The following is a 20,437-nucleotide window of genomic DNA, read 5'->3' as shown; positions in this document are numbered from 1 at the left end:
CAAGCCTCACACAAGGCACGGGGACTATCCCTTGCAGCTGACTTGAAATGCGGAAGGACCTCTCGTGGGCATTCTGATTGGACTGGTGGTGACGCTCGGCTGCGTCCTTGGCGGCTTCATGGCCATGGGCGGGCATCTGCATGTGCTGATGCAGCCTTGGGAAGCGGTGGTCATCTGCGGCGCCGCACTCGGCACCTTCCTCGTCGCCAATCCGATGAAAACGGTCAAGGACACCGGCAGGGGCATCCTCGAAGCCTTCAAGCAGGCCGTGCCGAAGGAGCAGGATTATCTGGAAACGCTCGGCGTGCTGCACAGCCTGATGCGTGAACTGCGTTCGAAGTCGCGCAGCGAGGTCGAGGCGCATATCGACAATCCCGAGGAATCGGCGATCTTCCAGGCATTCCCTACCGTGCTGAAGAACCACGACCTGACGCATTTCATCTGCGACTATTGCCGGATCATCATCATCGGCAACGCCCGTTCGCACGAGATCGAGGCGCTGATGGATGAGGAAATCCAGACCATCAAGTCCGACAAGATGAAAGCCTACCACGCGCTGGTGGCGGTCGGCGACGGCCTGCCGGCGCTCGGGATCGTCGCCGCCGTGCTCGGCGTGGTCAAGGCGATGGGCGCGCTCGACCAGTCGCCGGAAATCCTTGGCGGCCTGATCGGCGCCGCCCTCGTCGGTACCTTCCTCGGCATCTTCCTGTCTTACGCGGTGGTCGGGCCCGTCGCCACCAAGATCAAGACGGTGCGCGAGAAGAAGAATCGCCTCTACATCATCGTCAAGCAGACGTTGCTCGCCTACATGAACGGCGCCCTGCCGCAGGTGGCGATCGAGTTCGGCCGCAAGACCATATCGTCCTATGAGCGGCCGACCATCGACGCCGTCGAGCAGAGCACGATGAACACCGGCTCCGCCGAGAAAAGGGCCGCCTGAGCGATGCGCGACAGATCGGTGCCGACATTGTCATGACCAGTCCCGGCAGTCCCTCACAAGCGCGCTCGCTGATCATCGAGCGCCTGGTCGGCGACAGCGGCGAGGCCGCCCAGGTCATCGGCACCGGCCGGGGCATCGCAGAGCGCGCTGCGCCGCTGCTGCAGAAGAGCCTGACCAGTGAGCTTGGAGTTCCGGTCACCGTCGATCTCAGGGGCGTCGAGGTCAGCCGCGTCGCGGAGGCCCGCTCCCGTGCCGGCGATACGTTTGCCATGACCATCGTTGCGTCAGCCACGTCCTCCGATGCCATGACCCTGGTGATCGATGCGCCGGCGATCGCGGTCACGCTTTGCACGCTGTTCGGCGGCGACCCGGAGATGCCGGCATCGCCGATAGAGCGTGATCTGTCGCAGATCGAGGTCGATGTTTCGACCATGATGTTCCAGCAGGTCGCGCAGGCACTGAACGGATCGGGACGACGGTCGCTCGACCTGCGCCTGCCAGTGCCGCGGGCGATGTCGGGCACCGAAGCCAAACGACACGTGTTGCGCGATGGCGCTGCAATCCGCATCGTCTTTGGCATCTCGACGCCGGCCGACAGCGGCACCGTCACGGTTACGATGCCGCAGCGCGTCGTGCTGGCCAGCCGGGACAGCGCTGCCGCCGGCGGCGAGAACGATCAGGGCGCCAGCTGGCGCGCGCGCTTTTCGGAAGAAGTGATGCGCTCCACGGTGGCGCTCGAGGCGACCATGCCGCTGGCCCGACTGACGCTCGGCGATCTTGCCGATTTCGAAATTGGCCAGATCATCGAATTCGAGGAAACGGCGCAATCGCAAGCGCGTCTCGGCGCGCGCGGCAAGACGCTGTTCGTATGCGAGTTCGGCAAGCTGGGACAGAATTACACCGTCCGGATAAAGCATCCCTATGATGCCGGACAGGATTTTATCGACGGGCTCATGCCGGCTGGTGCCGGGCACGCCTGAGCTTTTGGAGACGATGCATGGCCAAGACCAAGGCAGAAGCCGAAATCGACCAGCCGGACGAGCAGCTCGACCGCGCCATCGAGGAATTGCGCGGGGTTCTGCATGAAGAGGAACAGCGCCCCGATATTGCGTTCAAGGCCGCGTCCGCTGCCAATTCGAGCGTCATCATGAACATCCCGGTCGACGTCCAGATCATCCTCGGTAGCACCGAGATGCCGGTGTCCGACCTGATGGCGCTGCAGAAGGGCTCCACGGTGGCGCTCAACCGCCGCATCGGCGAACCGGTCGACGTGGTGGTCAACGGTCGCAGAATAGCGCGCGGCGAGATTACCGTGCTCGAAAGCGACCCGTCGCGCTTCGGCATCAGGCTGACCGAAATCATCGCCGGCACGAAGGGCGCCTGAAGATGCGTCGCGGGTCTTGCCGGCGACAGCGGGAGCGAAAGGCATGACGACGTCCCTTTCCCTGACGCGTCCGCAGAAGGCGGCCGCCATACTGGTGGCGATGGGCAAGCCGTCGGCCAGCCGCCTCTTGAAATTCTTCAAGCAGGAGGAATTGAAGGCGCTCATCGAGGGCGCCCGGCTGCTCAGGACCATTCCGCAAGGCGATCTCGAGCGCATCGTCGCCGAGTTCGAGGCGGAGTTCACGGAGGGGGCGGGACTGCTCGATTCCGCCGACAGGATGGACACCATCCTCAATGAATCGCTGTCACCGGAAGAGATGAGCGCGATCATGGGCGACAAGAAATTCGAGGTTGCGCCGGAAGGTCCGCCGCCGATCTGGCCCGAGCTCGAGAAGCTCGAGCCGGTGCGGCTTGGTGCTTTCCTGGCCGGTGAACATCCGCAGACTGCGGCCATGGTGCTGTCGAAGCTGGCGCCGCAGGCGGCGGCGAGCGTGCTGTTGACGTTGAGCAAGCCGACGCGCGGCGAGATCATCAAGCGCATGGTGACGATGGCCAATGTTCCCGATGCCGCCAGCAGGATCGTCGAAAACCGGCTGCGCACCAGCGTGCTGGCGGAAACCGCGACCAAGGATACATCGGCCGGACAGGCGCGCGTCGCCAGCGTTCTCAACGAATTGGACAAGCCGCTGCTCGAGGAGGTCATGCAGGACCTGGAGGCCGCCGGCACGCCCGATCTCGACGGCGTCCGGGCTCGGCTGTTCGCCTTTGACGATTTGCCGCTGCTTACCCAGAAAGCGCGCGTGCTTCTATTCGACGGGCTGTCGACCGAACTGGTCACGCTGGCGCTGCGCGGCACTTCGGCGATTCTTGCCGAAGCGGCGCTGTCGGCGATCGGCGCGCGCTCGCGGCGCATGATCGAAGCCGAACTCGGACAAGGATCCGAAGGGGTTCCCCTCGCCGACATCATGGCGGCGCGCAAGACGATCGTGACGACGACAATCCGGCTGGCGCGCGAAGGCGCGTTCGAGCTTCCCGCGACCCAGAACGCCGCCGCCTAAGGCCGGATCATGGCAGAGGCGGTCGACAAGGATTCCAAAACCGAAGAAGCGACGGAAAAGAAGATCCGCGACACCATCGAACAGGGCAAGCTGCCCCATTCGAGGGAGACCGCGCTCCTGGCCTCCTTCGTCGCCATACTGGTGTTCACCGTCTTCTACGCCAAGGATGCCATTGTCGATCTCGGCATGTTCCTGTCGATGTTCCTGGAGAAGCCGGAAGCCTGGCCGATGGACACCGAGACCGACGTCATCGCGCTCTACAAGATCGTCATGCTGGAGGTGGGCCGTGCCATCCTCAGCCTGCTGGTGCTCCTGACCATCGCCGGCATCGGCGCCTCGGTGTTCCAGAACATGCCGCAGTTCGTCGGCGAACGCATCAGGCCGCAGCTGTCGCGCATCTCGATCGTCAAGGGCTGGAACAGGCTGTTCGGGGTGCAGGGCTGGGTCGAGTTCCTGAAGGCGCTGGGCAAGGTGGGCTTCGCCATCGTCGTGCTCGCCTTCACGCTGTCCGAGGATCACCGCAAGCTGCTCGCCGGCATGATCACCAATCCCGTCGCCTTCGGCCTCGTCATCCGCGGCATCGCGGTCGACATACTGGTGGCGATCGTCTTCGTCATGGGCCTGATCGCGGCGATCGACATCGTCTGGTCGCGCTTCCACTGGAAGCAGGACCTGCGCATGAGCAAGCAGGAGGTCAAGGACGAGTTCAAGCAGTCCGAGGGTGACCCGATCGTTAAGTCGCGGCTGCGCTCGCTGGCGCGCGACCGCGCTCGCAAGCGGATGATGACGGCGGTGCCGCGCGCGACGTTGATCATCGCCAACCCGACGCACTTCTCGATCGCGCTTAAATATGTGCGCGACGAGGATTCGGCACCGCTGGTGCTGGCCAAGGGGCAGGATCTGGTGGCGCTCAAGATCCGCGAAATCGCGCGCGAGCACAACATCCCGATCTTCGAGGACGTGGCGCTCGCCCGCTCCATGTACAAGCAAGTTTCGGTCGATAGTGTGATCCCGTCGCAATTCTACCAGGCCGTCGCCGAACTGGTGCGGATCGTCTACTCGAAAAAGGCTGAGCGCAGACAGATTTCATGAACCGCCAACCGCACGCCAACTCCCGCGAGATCATCGTCGCCAGCGCCATCGAGCAAGTCGTGGCGGAGCTCAGGCTGATCGATGTCGCCGATTATATCGCCTTCATCCGGCTGGAGCATTTCGCCTGCCTGTCGGACCTGGTCGATTCCGCGGCGGAACTGTTCTTCAAGCCGGGCACGCTGAGGCTCGGCCATGGCGGCGAGGCGCATGTCGACTGGAGCGGTAGCCCGCGCATCGTGCTCGATCTCGAGCTTCGGCCGCCCGGCGTCGCCGTCTATTTCCAGCTGACGCTGAGCGAAAAAGGCGCCTCGGTCGCGGTCAACTACGTGTCGTTCGAAAAGCCCGGCGAGGACCCCGAGCACAACACCGCCCTGCTCGAGGCGGTGGTCGAACAGGCGCGTATCCGCAAGGTCGAGCCGCTGGCGTTCTAACTATTCGATCAGGCCGAGCCGCAGCGCCTTGGCGACCGCTTGGTTGCGGTTGACGGCGTTGAGCTTCTGGGTCGACTGGGTGAGATACTGGTTGGCAGTATGCACCGACAGTTTCAGCAGCCGCGCTATCTCCTCGCTGGTATTGCCGTTGGCGGTCAGCTTCAGGCATTCGAGCTCGCGTTTGGAGATCGCGCGCGTCTTGCCGACATCGCCCGGCCGCATGCGGGCGACAGCGGCGAACAGCGAAAAGCAACGGGCGTGGATTTCATAGAGCGCGTCCTGCGGCAGGGCGATCTCCGAGCCGAGGAAGACGACGAGGCCGCACTGGCCGCGATCGGCGTGGACGGGAAAGGCGATGCCGCTGCTGCCGGGCGCCAGCGGCGCCATCTGCTCGGTCCAAGCAAGGCCGCCGAACATCTCGCTCATGGCCGCCACACCGTCATCCGTCCACCAGCGCGGTTCGGTCGAGATCCTGCTATGGCGCACGATCTCCTCGCCATTGGCGCCCGAGATGAACTTGGTCGCCACCGATATGCCGGGATAGTCGGAATCGAAGCACGGCACCAGCCGCGCCCGCTCGAGCGACGGGCTGACGAAGAACAGGCCGAAGGCCGAGGCATTGATGTCGACGGCGATCCAACGGCAGCGCCGCACAGCATCGGGAATGGTCACGGCGTGATGCGTTTCGGAGCCGAGCGAGAAGGCACCGAACGGATTGCGCTGGTCGTTGAAAAGGGCCTCGGCGGCCTGCTTGACGTCGGCCTGTTTCAAATGATGCCGCTCCTGATCGCCGTGGCGATGGCCATCGCGCGGTTGCTGGCCGCGAATTTCTGGATGGCGTGGGTGATGTAGCTGTTGACGGTGTTGGAGGACACGCCAAGGATGACGGCAACCTCGTCCGTGGTCTTGCCTTCCGAGACCCAGAACAGGCATTCGCGCTCGCGGTCCGACAGCGGATCCTGCATGGCGGCGGCGGCGATCAGTTGCGGAATATGCGAGAGCGCATAGCAGCACTTCAGCTGCGCCTTCATCAGCGCTGGCTGGTCGATCCGGCCGGCGGCTGCCGCCGAGAACAGCGCGAACAGGCGTTGGCGGCCGACATTCAGCCTGAGCGAATAGATCTCGGCATGGCCGAGCACGTCGAGCAGACGTGCCTCTTCGCCGGAGACCAGCCCCTCGGCTTGTGGTGCCTGCGCCGACACCAGCGGCCTTGGACGCATGCCCGGCGCAACGGTGAGCGCGCCCTGGGCAAGGCCAGCGATCAGCCGCTTGCCGATCAGTTCGATGGCGTCGAAAATCCAGTTGGACGAGACGATGCGCGCGTCGTTGCGGTCCTGATCGTGGACGATGGCGACCAGCATATAGCTGTCGGCACCGATCTCGGCGGTCAACTCCATGAAAAAGCTGGTGAGATCGCCGCGCGACGTCAGGCGCGAGCCCAATGTGTCGGATTGAAGAAGCGCGGCGGGACTGCTCATTTGCTGTTTTTGGCCGGAATCGATGCTGACGTCCGGATGCTGGAGAGCCAGCCGCCGAACCTGAAAACGCGTTACATTTACGAGACACACACAAGCGCGGGGTCGCGCCCGATCAGACGGAATCCATTCAGGGAACGCGAAGCCGTCCGCGTCTGGCGCCGGAATATTCCGGCACGTGAGACTTTGGGTGGTCGCCGCGCCCCCCGAGGACCGGCTGATTCGGGTCTAATCTACCCGTAGATGAATCTGACATCAAACGCGATTTGACAAAATCGAATCGAGTGCACTCAAGCCGCGACTCAGGCGCCGATTTTCGCGCGTTTCGGTGCGTGAAAATGTTCGAGCCGTGCAAGCCAGTCTTCTCGGCCGGGGCTGTTTCAGTCGCGCCCACCAAGGGGCTAGAGGATGTCAAAGAGCGGCTGACGCCGCCCTTTTTCGTGTTTCCCTGAAAGCTGCCGCGCTGTGGGCAGCCGGTTTCACCGGTCCTCGAAGCCGGTCAGGACGCCGACGGCATTGATGCCGATTTCCTCGACGGCGTAGCCGCCTTCCATGACGAACAGCGTCGGCAGGCCGAGCCTGGCGATGCGGCGGCCGATCATGGGATAGTCCGACGACTTGAGCTTGAACTGGCTGATCGGATCCTTCTCGAACGTGTCGACGCCGAGCGAGACGATGACGACGTCTGGCGCGTAGGCGGCGAGCCTGGCGCAGGCGTCTTCCAGCGAGGCGCTCCAGGCGTCCCAGCCGGTGCCGAACGGCATGGGATAGTTGATGTTGAAACCTTCGCCCGCGCCGGCGCCACGCTCGTCGGCATGGCCGAGGAAGAACGGATATTCGACCATCGGGTCGCCGTGCAAATTGAGGACCTGCACGTCGGCGCGGTCGTAGAAGATCTCCTGTGTGCCGTTGCCGTGATGATAGTCGACATCGAGGATCGAGATGCGGCTGGCCCCCTGGTCGCGGAACCACTGCGCGGCAACGGCCGCGTTGTTGATGTAGCAATAGCCGCCCATGAAGCCGGCTCCGGCATGGTGGCCGGGCGGACGGCAGAGCGCGAAGGCGGAGGCTTCGCCGGCCTTGACCAGGCCCGCGGCGGTCAGCGCGACGTCGTAGGAGGACTTGATCGCATCCCATGTTCCTTCGACGAAGGTGGCGCCGCCGTCGAAGGAATAATAGCCGAGCAGGGCGTCGACGCGCTTGGGCGGCACGTCGCCGCGCAGGCCGCGTGTCGGCCAGGTGAAGGGCATGGCTGTGCCTGTGTGGCCCTCGGCGATCCATTGCGGCCAGACCGTCGGCAGGAAATCGACGTAGTCGGCCCTGTGGATGCGCTTGGCGGCGGCAAGATCATGCTCGGCCGGCGCGATGATCGGCCCGAGTTTCTCGCTGTCGACCCGCGCCTTGATGAACTCGGCGCGCGAGGGTTTTTCGAAACCCGGCACGATCGCCGATGTGACCAGTTCCATCTGGCCGGCGTGGCCGGCGTGAAGCGGCGAATAGACAGTCTTCATGAAATTCCTCTCGAATGCGAAATCAGTCAAGGTTGAGATAGGGGGTCACCAGAGCGAGCCACATGGTTTCGACATCGTCCTCGATGAGGTCGTATGTCCGGCGATCCCTTTTCAGGCCGACAAGACGGCAGGCGTGCCCGACCTCCATCATCAGCAGGCCGAGCCGGCTGGCGACCTTGTCTTCGAGAGCCGGGTTCACGTGCCGCAGCCATGCCGCATAGAGGGCGATGATCTGGTCGTCATATTCGTTCTGGATCGGCCTCAGGTCGGCGTTGCCTGAAATCGCCTCGATCACCGGCATCAGGCTGGCATTGTCGAGATAAAGCCTGGAGGTGTCCGTGAAAAGCCTGCGTACCTCCCGCCGAAACTCCTCCCGGTTGGTGGGCGGGTCGACCCTGATGCGCCTCGCGATCACTTCGGGAAAGGATGACAGCCAGCGCCGGGCGAGGTCCAGGAGAATGGCTTCCTTGTTGGGGAAGTACTGGTAGACCGAACCAACCGACAGGCCCGCGCGCTGCGCTATGGCGAGCGTCGTCGGCGTCCTTGTGCCTTGCTCGCGGGTCAGGATCAGCGCCGCGTCGAGGATCCGGTCCACCACCTTGCTCGACCGTTGTTGGCGCGGCTGCTTGCGCGGTTCGAGCGCTATCCTGGTTTTGCGATCGAGACTGCGCTTCACGGCTTGACGTCCTCGTTCCCCGCCCAGTCCCAACATCGGCGCAGAGTGTTGTCCACAATACATTGCAAATTCCGCATGTTGACAAACGCGAATGATTAGTCGCATTCTTTTATCCACGCTGACTTGGGGATAACAAGGGGAATTTCGAAGACAGCGCGCCGGCATCATCTTTCCCCATCGCCCCTCCCGCGGAGCGGCAGCTCGTGGGCAGTGGTTGTCGGTCTCAGTCAAAAGCGCGGAGTCGCGATGTCTGTCACGGGTGCGGGTCACAAGGCGGATCTGATCGTCATCAATGGTCGTGTGTTGACCATGGACGATGACAATCCGACCGCCGAAGCCGTTGCCGTCAAGGATGGCGCCATCGTCGCTCTCGGCAGCCACGCCTCCATCGAAGAGTTCAAGGGACCGGCCACCAGGGTCATCGACGCCAGGGGCGGTTCGGTGATCCCGGGTTTCATCGAAGCCCACATGCATCTGTTTTCAGGCGCGGCCGAGCTTGCCCATCTCCAGTTGTCGGGCGTCCACGGTTTCGAGGCGCTGCAAAAGGCGATCCGCGACTACGCGTCGACGCACCCCGATGCCAAGATGCTGGTCGGACAGGGCGTCGACTACACCGTGCTCGACGACGAGCGAGTGACGCGCCATCATCTCGATGCGATCCTGCCGGACCGGCCCTTCGTCATGGCCGCGCCCGATCACCATACGATGTGGGCCAACAGCAGGGCGCTGGACATGGCCGGCATCCTGAATGGGCGCGCGCTTAGCCCCGGCAACGAGATCGTCATGGGCGACGATGGCCTGGCCAATGGCGAATTGCGCGAGGGCGAGGCTTTCGGCCCGGTGCTCGATCTTGCCGGCGAGGGCCGGGTGCGGCTCGGGCTGGCGACGGGCGGCGAGCCAAACCCGATGCCATCGGCGGAAGAACGCGCCGCCGACCGCGACATCATGCGGCGCGGGCTCGCCTGGTGCGCGCGCCACGGCATCACCTCGATCCAGAACATGGACGGCAATCTCTACCAGCTCGAATTGCTGGCCGAGATCGAGGCCGAGGAGGGTCTGCCCTGCCGGGTACAGATACCCTTCCACTACAAGAATTTCATGACGCTCGACATGCTCGACAAGGCCTCGGCGATGGCCGAGCGCTACAATGGCGAGTGGCTGTCGTCAGGCATGGTCAAGGTGTTCTACGACGGCGTGCTCGATTCCTGGACGGCCGTCATGATCGAGCCCTATGCCGACCGTCCCGACTGGGTGGGTGAACCACTGTTCACGCCCCAGCAATTCATCGATCTCGCCGTCGCCGTCGACAGGCGCGGCCTGCAGATCGCCGTGCATTCGATCGGCGACGGCGCCGTGCGCGCCGTGCTCGACGGCTACGAGGCGGCGCAAAAGGCCAATGGCAAGCGCGACAGCCGGCATCGTGTCGAACATATAGAGGTTATCGCCGCATCTGATGTGCCGCGTTTCGCGGAACTCGGCGTCATCGCCTCGATGCAGCCGCCGCATCCGCCCGGCGCCATGGATTTTCCGCTGGAGCCGACTGTGTCGCGCATCGGACCGGCGCGCTGGCCGCTGAGCTATGCCTGGCGCACCCTGAAGAATGCCGGCGCGCATGTCGTGTTCGCGTCGGACTGGCCGGTGTCGCCGATCGATCCGATCCTGGGCATCCAGGCGGCAGTAATGCGCAAACCCTGGGCATCAAGCGATCCGGACCAGAGCTTCTCGCTGCGTGAATCGCTTGCCGCCTACACGGTCGAGGGCGCCTATGCCGAATTCGCCGAGCACCGCAAGGGCACGCTGAAGCCAGGCTATATGGCCGATCTGGTGGTTTTGTCGGCTGACATCGAAAATACTATGCCGGCCGACCTGCACAAGGTGCGCCCGGTAACAACGATCTGCGGCGGCAAAGTCACCTACCAGGCCTGACATGGCATGCGGCTTGCCTGCTGAAATGGCGGACTGAAATGACCGACTGAACTGTGATTCAATGCCGGACTTGCCAACCCACCGGCCATGTGGTCACATCCAATAGGGGAAAAGCTCCGCCAGCAAGAGCGGGGTCAACAGTGAGGCGTAATCGTGCCGGACAAACCGGATCGGAATGCGATTGAAGTAGTAAACGTCAGCAAAATTTTCGGATCGGGTGAGGGGCAGGTCGCTGCCCTCGACACAGTCTCGGTATCCATCCGCGAAAACGAATTCTTCACACTGCTGGGACCATCCGGCTGCGGCAAGACCACCTTGCTGCGGCTGATCGCCGGCTTCGACTTTCCAACCGCCGGCGAAATCCTGCTTTACGGCCAGGACATCGCGCCATTGCCGCCCTTCAAGCGGCCGGTCAACACCGTCTTCCAGTCCTATGCGCTGTTCCCTCACATGACGGTGGCAGACAATATCGGCTTCGGCCTGGAGATGCTGGGCAAGCCCAAGGCGCAGATCAAGGCGCGCGTTGCCGAGATGCTGAAGCTGGTCAAGATGGAGGCGCTGGCGGGCCGGCGCACCGGCCAGATTTCCGGCGGCCAGCAGCAGCGCGTGGCGCTGGCCCGGGCGCTCGCGCCGCAACCGAAGGTGCTGCTGCTCGACGAACCGCTCTCCGCCCTCGACTACAAGCTCCGCAAGGAGATGCAAATCGAGTTGAAGCGGCTGCAGCACGAGACCGGCATAACCTTCATCTTCGTCACCCATGACCAGGAAGAAGCGCTGACGATGTCGGACCGCATCGCGGTGATGTCGTCGGGCAAGATCCTGCAAGTCGGCTCGCCGTGGGATATCTACGACAAGCCTGCCGAACGCTTCGTCGCCGACTTCATCGGCGAGACCAATTTTCTCACCGCGGGCATATCAGGCACCGGCAACGGCAAGGCGCGCGCGACGCTCAAATCCGGCACAACCATCGAGGCGACCGTCGCCGAAGGCTTCCAGCCGAAGGACAACGCCACCGTGGTGGTGAGGCCGGAGCATGCCAAGCTGACCAAGAGCAAGGGCGATCTGGCGGGCACGGTCGACAACATCGTCTATTTCGGCACCGACACGCATATCCATGTCCAGCTCGACAGCGGCGAAGCCTTCACCGTGCGCCAGCAGAACACGCGCAGCGCCGGCTGCGGTTTCGAGCGCGGCGACAAGGTCGGCATCCTGATCGGCAACGACGCCGCGCAAGTGCTGAGGGACTGATGGCCACCGCCGAAGAAGTCGCCAAGGCAGCGGAGCGGCGCGACGTCCGCGCCCGCTGGTTGCTGTCAGCGCCGGCGCTGCTGGTCATTCTGCTCGCCGCGACCGGCCCGTTGCTAATCGTGCTCGTCTATTCGTTCCTGACGCCCGGCGCCTATGGCGACGTGAAGTGGCAATTTTCGCCGGAAGCCTGGGTGTCGGTGTTCATGGAACGCGACATTTTCGACGACACGCTGTCGCTGGCGGCCGCCCACGTCACCATCTTCCTGCGCTCGATCAAGCTCGCGGTGGTGACGACGCTGGCGACTTTGGCGCTCGGCTTCCCGACCGCCTATTTCATGGCGACGCGCAGTGAAAAGACCAGAGATCTCTGGCTGTTCCTGATCACCATCCCGTTCTGGACTAACCTTCTGATCCGCACTTTCGCTGTTCTGCAGATCATCCGCAACGAAGGCATCGTCAATACCATCCTTCTGAAGCTCGGCATCGTCTCGGCGCCGGTGCAGATCCTCTACACCGACACGGCGATCCTGATCGGCATGGCCTATGTCTACCTGCCGCTGATGGTGCTGCCGATCTATGCCAGCATGGAAAAACTCGATTTCCGGCTGGTCGAGGCCGGCTACGATCTCTACGCGACACGCTTCAAGGTGCTGCGCAAGATCATTTTCCCGCTGGTCAAACCCGGCGTCATCGCCGGCTCCATCCTGGTCTTCATTCCGGCCCTCGGCGCCTATGTGACGCCGAGCGTGCTTGGCGGCGGCAAGAACATGATGCTGTCCAACCTGATCGAATTGCAGTTCGGACAGGGCCGCAACTGGCCGCTTGGCTCGGCGCTGTCGATCACGGTCATGATCATCGTCATGGTGGCGCTGCTGGCCTATGTGCGCAACGCCGGCAAGTCAGGGGTGCGTCATGGCTAGCAACTTCTCCATCAAGCACCAGCCGGGCTTCACCGCGATCGCGGCGACCTGTTTCGTGGTGCTCTATCTGCCGATCATCGTGCTGGTCATCTACGCCTTCAACGCGGCGAGCTCGACCTCGGAATGGGGCGGGTTTTCGCTCAAATGGTTCCAGTCGGCCTGGCAGAACACGCAGGTCATCGATGCGACGATGCGTTCCTTCCAGATCGGCGCCATAGCGGCGGCCCTTGCCACCATCTTCGCCACAATGGCCGCGCTCGCCACCACGCGCACACCGCCCTATCCCGGGCTGACCTTCAAATACGCGGCCATCAACCAGCCGCTGATGGTGCCCGAAATCGTCACCGGCGTGGCGCTGCTGATCTTCTTCTCGCGCATCAAGATCTTCACCGGCTATTCCGGCCTTGGCTACCTGATCGCCGCGCATACGGCGTTCTGCATCCCGTTTGCCTACCTGCCGATCCGGGCGCGGCTGGAGAATATGGACCTGACGCTGGAACGCGCCGCTGCCGACCTCTATGCGACGCCGTGGAAGACCTTCCGCCGCATCACGCTGCCGCTTTTGTGGCCCGGCATCCTCGCCGGCCTGATGCTGGCTTTCGTCATCTCGCTCGATGACGTCGTCATCACCGAATTCGTCAAGTCGGGCGGCCAGGACACGCTGCCCACCTACATGCTCGGCCAGATCCGCCGCGGCATCACACCCGAGATCAACGCGATATCGACCGCCTTCCTGCTGCTTTCGGTCGCGATCGTCACGTTGTTTTTCTTTGTCAGCAGGAAACGAGACTGAAACCGATAATGGGAGTTAAAACGATGAACTGGAAGACAACGGCGTCCGCCATGGGGTTGGCGTTGCTCGCTTCGACGGGCCTTGCCCGCGCCGACGGCGTGCTCAACATCTACAATTGGGGCAATTACACCAGCCCCGACGTGATCAAGAAGTTCGAAGCCAAATACAACGTCAAGGTGACCATCACCGACTACGATTCCAACGATACCGCGCTTGCCAAGGTGCGCCAGGGCGGCACCGGTTTCGACATTGCCGTGCCTTCGCAGACCTATGTACCGATCTGGATCAAGGAAGGCCTCGTTCAGGAAACCGATCCGGGCAAGATGGAGAACTTCAAAAACGTGGCGCCGGAATGGGCCAATCCTGAGTTCGATCCGGGCCGCAAATACACGGTTCCGTGGGCCTGGGGCACGATCGGCGTCGTCGTCAACACCGACGCCTACAAGGGCCCGGCCAACACGTGGGGCATCATCTTCAACACGCCCGACGAGTTGAAGGGTAAGGTCAACGTCGTACCGGAGATGGGCGACGTGATGTTCGCCGCGATCAAATATGTCGGCGGCCAGCAATGCACCAACGACAAGACGGTGCTGAAGAAAGTACGTGACCTGCTGGTGGCGGCGAAGCCGAACTGGATCGCCATGGAATACAACACCATAGAGAAGATGGGCGCCGGCGACTTCAAGGCAACCAGCGACTGGAATGGCTCGGCTTTGCGTCAGCGCCTCGCCAACCCGGCCATCCACTTCAATTATCCGAAGGAAGGCTATGGCCTGTGGAGCGACAACGTCGTCGTCCTGAAAGAGGCCAAGAATGTCGAGAACGCCAAGCTGTTCCAGAACTTCATCATGGATCCGGAAAACGCGGCCGGCCTCTCGGCCTTCCATCGTTACGCCAATGCCATCGCCGGTTCGGACAAATACATGCCGGCCGACATGAAGGACGCGCCGGAAGTCGTCATTCCGGCCGACGCCAAGCCGCTTGGCGAACTGCAGCAGATGTGCGCACCAGAGACGCAGGAACTCTACACCAAGATCTGGACCGAACTGCAGAAGTAATCGCCGCATGACGGACCCGGCGGCACATGCCGCCGGGTCTTTTCCGTTTCCGGGAATGGCTTTCATGGACTCCTATCGCAACAGCGATCCGCGGCCGCCGATCATGCAGGGCTCGCCGCCCGCCATGGTGTCACCAAGGCTCGACTGGGACAGGCCGCCCTGGAACCGCTGGGCTTTCCAGCACATCAGGGAAATTCTGCCGACCGTCGAAGTCTGGCGCGGCAATGGCCACCGTCACCGCCTCGAACGCGCCGAGGTCGATCTCGACGGGCTGCCGGTCGAGGACAGCGATGGCAAGGCCTCGACGCTCGCGGGCCTGCTCGACGAGACCTACACGGATGGTTTCCTGGTGCTCAAGGACGGTAACATAGCCTATGAACGCTACTTCAACGGCATGGACGAGCGCACGCTGCATCTGTCGCAGTCCATGGCCAAATCGGTCACCGGCTCGGTGTTCGGCATACTGGCCGGGCGCGGGCTGGTCGATCCGACAAAACCGCTTGCCGACTACCTGCCGGAGCTGAAGGCAACCGGGTGGGCCGGCGCCAGCGTCCAGCACGTGCTCGACATGACGAGCGGAGTGCGCTTTTCCGAGGAATATACCGATCGCTATTCCGATATCGGCCAGGTCGATGTCGCCACCGGCTGGAAGCCGGTGCCGCCGGGCAGCGACCCGGACTTTCGCTGGCCCGCGCACATGTTCGAGCTGATCCTAGGCTTGAAGGACATTGTTCGGCCACATGGGGCGGCATTCGAGTACCGCTCGGTCGAAACCGATGTGCTCGCGTTCATCCTGGAGCGGGTGACCGGCAAGCGGCTGGCGCAACTGGTCTCGGAAGAACTCTGGCAAAAGCTCGGCGCCGATGAAAGCGCCTGCTTCACCGTCGACAGCGCCGGCTACGCGCTGGCCGATGGCGGCTTCAACGTGACGCTGCGCGATTATGCCCGCTTCGGCCAGCTGATCCTCGACAATGGCGGTGGCATCGTGCCTGCCGATTGGATCGAGGCGACGCGCAGCGGCAGCCACGGGCCGGGCTTCAGTCCGAGCCTGCCAGAGGGCAGCTATCGCAACCAGTTCTGGATCGAGGATCCGCATTCGCGGGCGCTGATGTGCCGGGGCGTGTTCGGGCAGATGATCCACATCGACTGGAATACGCGGATGGTCGTGGTCAAGCTTTCGAGCTGGCCGGATTTCAGCAATGTCGCCTATTCCATGGCGACGCTGAAGGCCGTGCATGCCATCGCCGCCGCGCTGAGCTGAACCCCCCACAAGAAATGACCTGGAAGGAAATGCTATGACCGGCAAGACCGCGTTCGAGAGCAAATACGGCTTCCGCCGCAACCAGGTGCTGCTCGGCAATTGGCGCGAAAACCCGTTCAACCGATGGTCGTTCCAGAACGTCGGCGAGCTGGTGCCGAGCGCGCGTGTCGCCGCCCTGCCGGTCAACGAGGCGCCGGCCGAGGATTTCGGCGGATTGCTTGACGAAAAGGTCGCGCTGGCAAGCACGCCGGAAACCGTCGCCGCTTTTCTCACCCGCTCGCACACGGACGCGCTGACCGTCATGAAAGGCGGCAGGATCGTCGGCGACTGGTTTGCGCCGCATATGGATTTCGGCGCCCGCCACATCATCTTTTCGATCAGCAAGTCGGTGACCGCGATCATGGCCGGCATATTGGAAGGCGAGGGCGTGTTCGATCCGGAAGCGCCGGTGACGGCCTACATGCCGGAAGCCGGCGGTTCGGCCTATGGCGAGGCTACCGTGCGGCATGTGCTCGATATGAGTGTCAGCCTCGATTTCGAAGAAGCCTATCTCGATCCCGAAAGCGCCTTTGCCCGCTACCGGCGCGCCACCTTGTGGAACCCCGGCGGCGGCACGGAAAGCCTGCGTGAATTCCTCCTGACGCTGCAGCGTCTCGCCGAGCCGTATGGCCAGACCTTCCGTTACCGGTCGCCCAATTCCGACCTGCTTGGCCTGCTGCTCGAACGGGCGTCCGGCCAGCGCTTCGCCGACCTGATGCACGAGAAACTGTGGCTGCCGCTGGGCGCCGCCAGCGAAGCTTCGGTGGCGGTCGACATGGAGGGCACGGCGCGCACTGCCGGCGGCATCTCGGTGACGCCGCGCGATCTGGCGCGCGTCGGCGATATGATGCGGCAAGGAGGCACTGCGAATGGCCGCCGCATCGTGCCCGAGGCCTGGGTGCGCGACACCACGGTAACCGGCGGCAGTTCTGAAGCCTGGCAGCGTGGCGCCATGCTGCCGCTGTTTCCCAAGGGCCGCTACCGCAACAAATGGTACCAGACAGGACATGAGAACGGGGCCTATTGCGGCATCGGGATCCATGGCCAGTGGCTCTATGTCGACCCCCGGACGGAAGTGGTGATCGCCAAGATGTCGTCGCAGCCCGAGCCGGTCGACGATCCGCTCGATCTCGAGATCGTCGCATTCTTCGAAGCGCTGAGCCGGATGGTCTGAGCGGCCGCAACATTAGGGCGCGCTTTCCTGTGGACCTCTGTCGCCGGCGAAACCGCGAAGGTTGGCGGGCAGGATATCTGCGCCTATGGTCGCCGCTCTTTTCGAGAAGAGCAGGAACGGCATGGCATCCGACATCAAGCGCATCGCAGCCATTATCGCGACCGAGATTACAGCGCGGCCCGAACAGGCTGCCGCTGCCATCGGGCTGCTCGACGAAGGCGCGACCGTGCCGTTCGTGGCGCGCTACCGCAAAGAGGTGACGGGCGGGCTCGACGACACGCAACTGCGCCTGCTGTCGGAGCGTCTTGCCTATCTGCGCGAGCTCGACGCGCGGCGTGACACCATCCTTGGCTCGATCCGGGAGCAGGGCAAGCTGACCGACGAGCTTGAAACCAAGCTCGCCGCCGCCGTCACCAAGGCCGAGCTGGAGGACATCTACCTGCCCTACAAGCCCAAGCGCCGCACCAGGGCGGAGATCGCCCGGGAGCGTGGGCTGGGACCGCTGGCGGAAGCCATCCTGGCCGACCGTTCGCTGGTGCCGGCGGAACTCGCACTGGCCTATCTGACCGAGGACGTGGCCGACGCCAAGGCGGCACTTGAGGGCGCGCGCGACATAGTGTCGGAGCAGTTCGCCGAGAATGCCGACCTGGTCGGCAAGCTGCGAAGCTACATGAAGGAACGCGCCTTCATGCGCGCCAGGGTGGTCGACGGCAAGCAGGAGGCGGGTGCGAAATTCTCCGATTATTTCGACCATGTCGAGCGCTGGGCCACCGTGCCGAGTCACCGCGCGCTGGCGATGCTGCGCGGCCGCAACGAGGAGGTGCTGTCGCTCGACATCGAGGTCGATGCCGACGACTCTTCACCGGTGAAGCCGGTAGAGCGGATGATCGCCAATGCCTACGCCATCGGCGGCAGCCTGCCGGGCGATCGCTGGCTGATGGAGGTCGCAGGCTGGACCTGGCGCATAAAACTATCCCTGCACCTGACGCTCGATCTGATGCGCGACCTGCGCGAACGGGCCGAGGAAGAGGCGATCCACGTCTTCGCCCGCAATTTGAAGGATCTGCTGCTCGCCGCCCCCGCCGGATCGCGGCCGACGATGGGGCTCGACCCTGGCATCCGCACCGGCGTCAAGGTCGCGGTGGTCGACGGCACCGGCAAGCTGGTGGCGACGACAACGGTCTATCCGTTCCCGCCCAGGAACGATGTGCGTGGCACGCAGGCGGAGCTCGCCAAGCTCGTTCGCCTGCACAAGGTCGAGCTGATCTCGATCGGCAATGGCACCGGCAGCCGCGAAACCGAGAAGCTGGTGGCCGACATGCTGTCCGACATGCCTTCCGACGGCGGGCCGAAGCCGCTCAAGGTGATCGTCAGCGAGGCCGGCGCTTCGGTCTATTCGGCTTCGGCGACGGCGGCGGCGGAATTCCCCGGTCTCGACGTATCATTGCGCGGTGCGGTGTCGATCGCGCGCCGCTTGCAGGATCCGCTGGCCGAACTGGTCAAGATCGAGCCGAAATCGATCGGCGTCGGCCAGTATCAGCACGATGTCGACCAGTACCGGCTTGGCCGCTCGCTGGAGGCGGTGGTCGAGGACGCCGTCAACGCGGTTGGCGTCGATCTCAACACGGCTTCGGCGCCGCTTCTGGCGCGGGTTTCAGGGCTCGGGGCGTCGCTCGCAGACGCCATCGTCGCGCATCGCGATGCCACCGGCCCGTTCGCCAGCCGCAAGGATTTGCTCAAGGTCTCCCGCCTCGGGCCGCGTGCGTTCGAGCAATGCGCCGGCTTCCTGCGCATCCCGAACGGCTTCGAGCCGCTCGACGCCTCGGCCGTGCATCCGGAAGCCTACGGCGTGGCCAAAAAGATCGTCGCCGCCTGCGGGCGCGATGTGCGTTCGCTGATGGGCGACAGTGCGGCGCTGAAGGCGCTCGATCCGCGCGTTTTCGTCGACGAGCGGTTCGGCCTGCCGACGGTGCGCGACATTTTGACCGAACTGGAAAAGCCCGGCCGCGATCCGCGCCCCGGCTTCAAGACGGCAACCTTCGCCGATGGCATCGATGACATCAAGGATCTGAAGCCCGGCATGCTGCTGGAAGGCACCGTCACCAATGTCGCCGCCTTCGGCGCCTTCGTCGACATCGGCGTCCACCAGGACGGGCTGGTGCACGTTTCGCAACTGGCCGACCGTTTCATCAAGGACGCGCATGAGGTGGTCAAGGCCGGCGACGTGGTCAAGGTGCGGGTCGTCGACGTCGACATCAAGCGCAAGCGGATCGCGCTTTCCATGCGCAGGGATGGTGGCGAGGGCGGCGCATCGCGCGGCCCGCGCGACAATGGCGGCGGCAGGCCGGCGCCACGCTCGCCAGCGCCGCAGCGCCAGCCGGAGCGACCGGCGCAGCAAGGTGCGTTCGGCGCGGCGTTGGCGGATGCGCTGAAACGGAAATAGCTACCACGCCAGAACAGCCGGGTCCTTTTCAACCTGGCTCGTCAGCCAATCTCGAAAACTCGCGACCGGCGGATGGCCGCGCTTGTCGTGCGGGACGACTAGATAATAGGCGCTGCGGCTGTGCATAGGCTGGCCGGGCGCGGGCACCAGCTGGCCGCGCTGCAACTCGCCTGAGATGAGGATTTGCGGCAGCAGAGCCACGCCCAGACCCGCCATGCAGGCCTGGGCGGCGGTGCCGAACTGTTCGAACTGCATACCCGGTCCGGTCGGCGCGCTCAGGCCCTGATGCTCAAACCATTCTGTCCAGGCGCCAGGCCGCGTCGCCATGTGCAGCAGCGGCAGACGGCCGATGTCGGCCGGCGTGGCGATGGAGCGCTCGGCGAGAAATTCGGGCGACACCACCGGGGCCACCACCTCCCGCACCAGCAGCGTCGAGTCTGCCTCGGGCCAGTCCGGCAGGCCATAATGGATGGCGGCGTCCAGCCGCTCTCTGGCGAAGTCGAAGCGGCCGACGCGGGTGACGAAGTTGATGGTGATGTCGGGATTGTTGTCGACGAAGTCTGGGATCATCGGCATCAGCCAGCGCGTGCCGAAGGTCGGCAGGATTGCGAGGTTCAGGATGCCGCTATGCCGATTACTCATCAATCCAAGCGCTGCGTCGCGCAATTGGCCAAGTGCCGAACGGACCACTTCGGCGTAGGTTTCGCCCGCCGCCGACAGCCGGACATTGCGGCTGTCGCGCTCGAACAGCCGGCGGCCAAACTGATCCTCGATCAGCCTGATCTGCCGACTGACGGCGCCCTGGGTTAAATCCAGCTCCTGGGCTGCAGCGGTGAAACTGCCAAGCCGGGCCACCGCTTCGAAGGCGGCAAGCGCGTTGATGTTAGGCAAAAGACGACGTTGGACGCTCATGATCTATTCCTAACGCTCATTGATCGGGGAAGCAATTTCGTTTGATTTTTTCAGGCCGTGGGCCGATAAGCCGGGCTTCACCCGTTTTTAAGGATCG

At 63.7% G+C, this 20,437-nt stretch carries 19 protein-coding genes; 14 read left to right on the top strand and 5 right to left on the bottom strand.

The window, feature by feature from the left end:
* Positions 1 to 64 precede the first annotated feature (64 nt).
* The 6 genes from motA to FJ426_RS12840 are packed head-to-tail and all read left to right on the top strand — an operon-like array spanning position 65 to position 4,904.
* Positions 65 to 940 (top strand): flagellar motor stator protein MotA, encoded by an 876-nt coding sequence (gene motA / locus FJ426_RS12865; protein ID WP_140496207.1) that lies wholly within the window; start codon positions 65 to 67, stop codon positions 938 to 940.
* Between the two features lie 32 nt (positions 941 to 972).
* Positions 973 to 1,920 carry a FliM/FliN family flagellar motor switch protein gene (locus FJ426_RS12860; protein WP_140825224.1) on the top strand — a complete coding sequence of 316 codons (948 nt, stop codon included), beginning with the start codon at positions 973 to 975 and terminating at the stop codon, positions 1,918 to 1,920.
* Between the two features lie 17 nt (positions 1,921 to 1,937).
* Positions 1,938 to 2,324, top strand: a complete 387-nt coding sequence (fliN, locus tag FJ426_RS12855; protein ID WP_140496205.1) for a flagellar motor switch protein FliN — start codon at positions 1,938 to 1,940, stop codon at positions 2,322 to 2,324.
* 43 nt (positions 2,325 to 2,367) lie between these two features.
* Positions 2,368 to 3,381, top strand: coding sequence for a flagellar motor switch protein FliG (locus tag FJ426_RS12850; RefSeq protein WP_140560336.1), 1,014 nt, complete (start codon positions 2,368 to 2,370; stop codon positions 3,379 to 3,381).
* A 9-nt stretch (positions 3,382 to 3,390) separates the two neighbouring features.
* The gene (gene flhB, locus FJ426_RS12845) at positions 3,391 to 4,473 is read left to right on the top strand and encodes a flagellar biosynthesis protein FlhB (RefSeq protein WP_140522313.1); all 1,083 of its coding nucleotides are present in this window, start codon (positions 3,391 to 3,393) and stop codon (positions 4,471 to 4,473) included.
* A complete protein-coding gene (locus FJ426_RS12840) occupies positions 4,470 to 4,904 on the top strand; it encodes a hypothetical protein (RefSeq protein WP_140560337.1) in 435 nt (144 codons plus the stop codon). The genes flhB and FJ426_RS12840 overlap by 4 nt, the downstream gene beginning before the upstream one ends.
* Here the strand turns inward: FJ426_RS12840 and FJ426_RS12835 are convergent, their stop codons facing one another.
* From FJ426_RS12835 to FJ426_RS12820, 4 genes are all read right to left on the bottom strand, one after another.
* Entirely contained in the window at positions 4,905 to 5,675 is a 771-nt protein-coding gene (locus FJ426_RS12835; RefSeq protein ID WP_140513628.1) for a helix-turn-helix transcriptional regulator, read from the bottom strand.
* A complete protein-coding gene (locus FJ426_RS12830; RefSeq protein ID WP_140496200.1) occupies positions 5,672 to 6,382 on the bottom strand; it encodes a helix-turn-helix transcriptional regulator in 711 nt (236 codons plus the stop codon). Before FJ426_RS12830 ends, FJ426_RS12835 begins: the two co-directional genes overlap by 4 nt.
* Positions 6,383 to 6,858: 476 nt before the next feature.
* Positions 6,859 to 7,890, bottom strand: a complete 1,032-nt coding sequence (locus FJ426_RS12825; protein WP_140560338.1) for a histone deacetylase family protein — start codon at positions 7,888 to 7,890, stop codon at positions 6,859 to 6,861.
* Between the two features lie 22 nt (positions 7,891 to 7,912).
* Positions 7,913 to 8,566, bottom strand: coding sequence for a TetR/AcrR family transcriptional regulator (locus FJ426_RS12820; RefSeq protein WP_140560339.1), 654 nt, complete (start codon positions 8,564 to 8,566; stop codon positions 7,913 to 7,915).
* 246 nt (positions 8,567 to 8,812) lie between these two features.
* On the opposite strand from FJ426_RS12820, the gene FJ426_RS12815 reads away from it, so the two are divergent.
* The 8 genes from FJ426_RS12815 to FJ426_RS12780 all read left to right on the top strand — a co-directional run bounded on the left by FJ426_RS12815 (position 8,813) and on the right by FJ426_RS12780 (position 19,428).
* The gene (locus FJ426_RS12815) at positions 8,813 to 10,492 is read left to right on the top strand and encodes an amidohydrolase (protein ID WP_140825223.1); all 1,680 of its coding nucleotides are present in this window, start codon (positions 8,813 to 8,815) and stop codon (positions 10,490 to 10,492) included.
* Between the two features lie 153 nt (positions 10,493 to 10,645).
* Complete coding sequence (locus tag FJ426_RS12810; RefSeq protein ID WP_140560341.1) at positions 10,646 to 11,740, top strand: ABC transporter ATP-binding protein; 1,095 nt, start codon at positions 10,646 to 10,648, stop codon at positions 11,738 to 11,740.
* Positions 11,740 to 12,660, top strand: a complete 921-nt coding sequence (locus FJ426_RS12805; RefSeq protein WP_140522306.1) for an ABC transporter permease — start codon at positions 11,740 to 11,742, stop codon at positions 12,658 to 12,660. The genes FJ426_RS12810 and FJ426_RS12805 overlap by 1 nt, the downstream gene beginning before the upstream one ends.
* Positions 12,653 to 13,453: an ABC transporter permease gene (locus tag FJ426_RS12800; protein ID WP_140496194.1), complete on the top strand. Its 801-nt coding sequence runs from the start codon at positions 12,653 to 12,655 to the stop codon at positions 13,451 to 13,453. The genes FJ426_RS12805 and FJ426_RS12800 overlap by 8 nt, the downstream gene beginning before the upstream one ends.
* A gap of 23 nt (positions 13,454 to 13,476) precedes the next feature.
* On the top strand, positions 13,477 to 14,511 hold the full coding sequence (locus FJ426_RS12795) for an extracellular solute-binding protein (RefSeq protein ID WP_140496193.1): 1,035 nt from the start codon (positions 13,477 to 13,479) through the stop codon (positions 14,509 to 14,511).
* Between the two features lie 64 nt (positions 14,512 to 14,575).
* On the top strand, positions 14,576 to 15,772 hold the full coding sequence (locus FJ426_RS12790) for a serine hydrolase (RefSeq protein ID WP_140560343.1): 1,197 nt from the start codon (positions 14,576 to 14,578) through the stop codon (positions 15,770 to 15,772).
* Positions 15,773 to 15,806: 34 nt separating this feature from the next.
* Positions 15,807 to 16,985 carry a serine hydrolase gene (locus FJ426_RS12785; RefSeq protein ID WP_140560344.1) on the top strand — a complete coding sequence of 393 codons (1,179 nt, stop codon included), beginning with the start codon at positions 15,807 to 15,809 and terminating at the stop codon, positions 16,983 to 16,985.
* Positions 16,986 to 17,106: 121 nt separating this feature from the next.
* Entirely contained in the window at positions 17,107 to 19,428 is a 2,322-nt protein-coding gene (locus FJ426_RS12780; protein ID WP_140560373.1) for a Tex family protein, read from the top strand.
* Here the strand turns inward: FJ426_RS12780 and FJ426_RS12775 are convergent, their stop codons facing one another.
* The gene (locus tag FJ426_RS12775; protein ID WP_140496190.1) at positions 19,429 to 20,340 is read right to left on the bottom strand and encodes a LysR family transcriptional regulator; all 912 of its coding nucleotides are present in this window, start codon (positions 20,338 to 20,340) and stop codon (positions 19,429 to 19,431) included.
* Positions 20,341 to 20,437: the final 97 nt, after the last annotated feature.

This window comes from Mesorhizobium sp. B2-6-4 (assembly GCF_006441495.1).
GTDB lineage: Bacteria > Pseudomonadota > Alphaproteobacteria > Rhizobiales > Rhizobiaceae > Mesorhizobium.
Note: the sequence above shows the minus strand (reverse complement) of the source record. Positions and strands in the feature narration are given on the sequence as shown.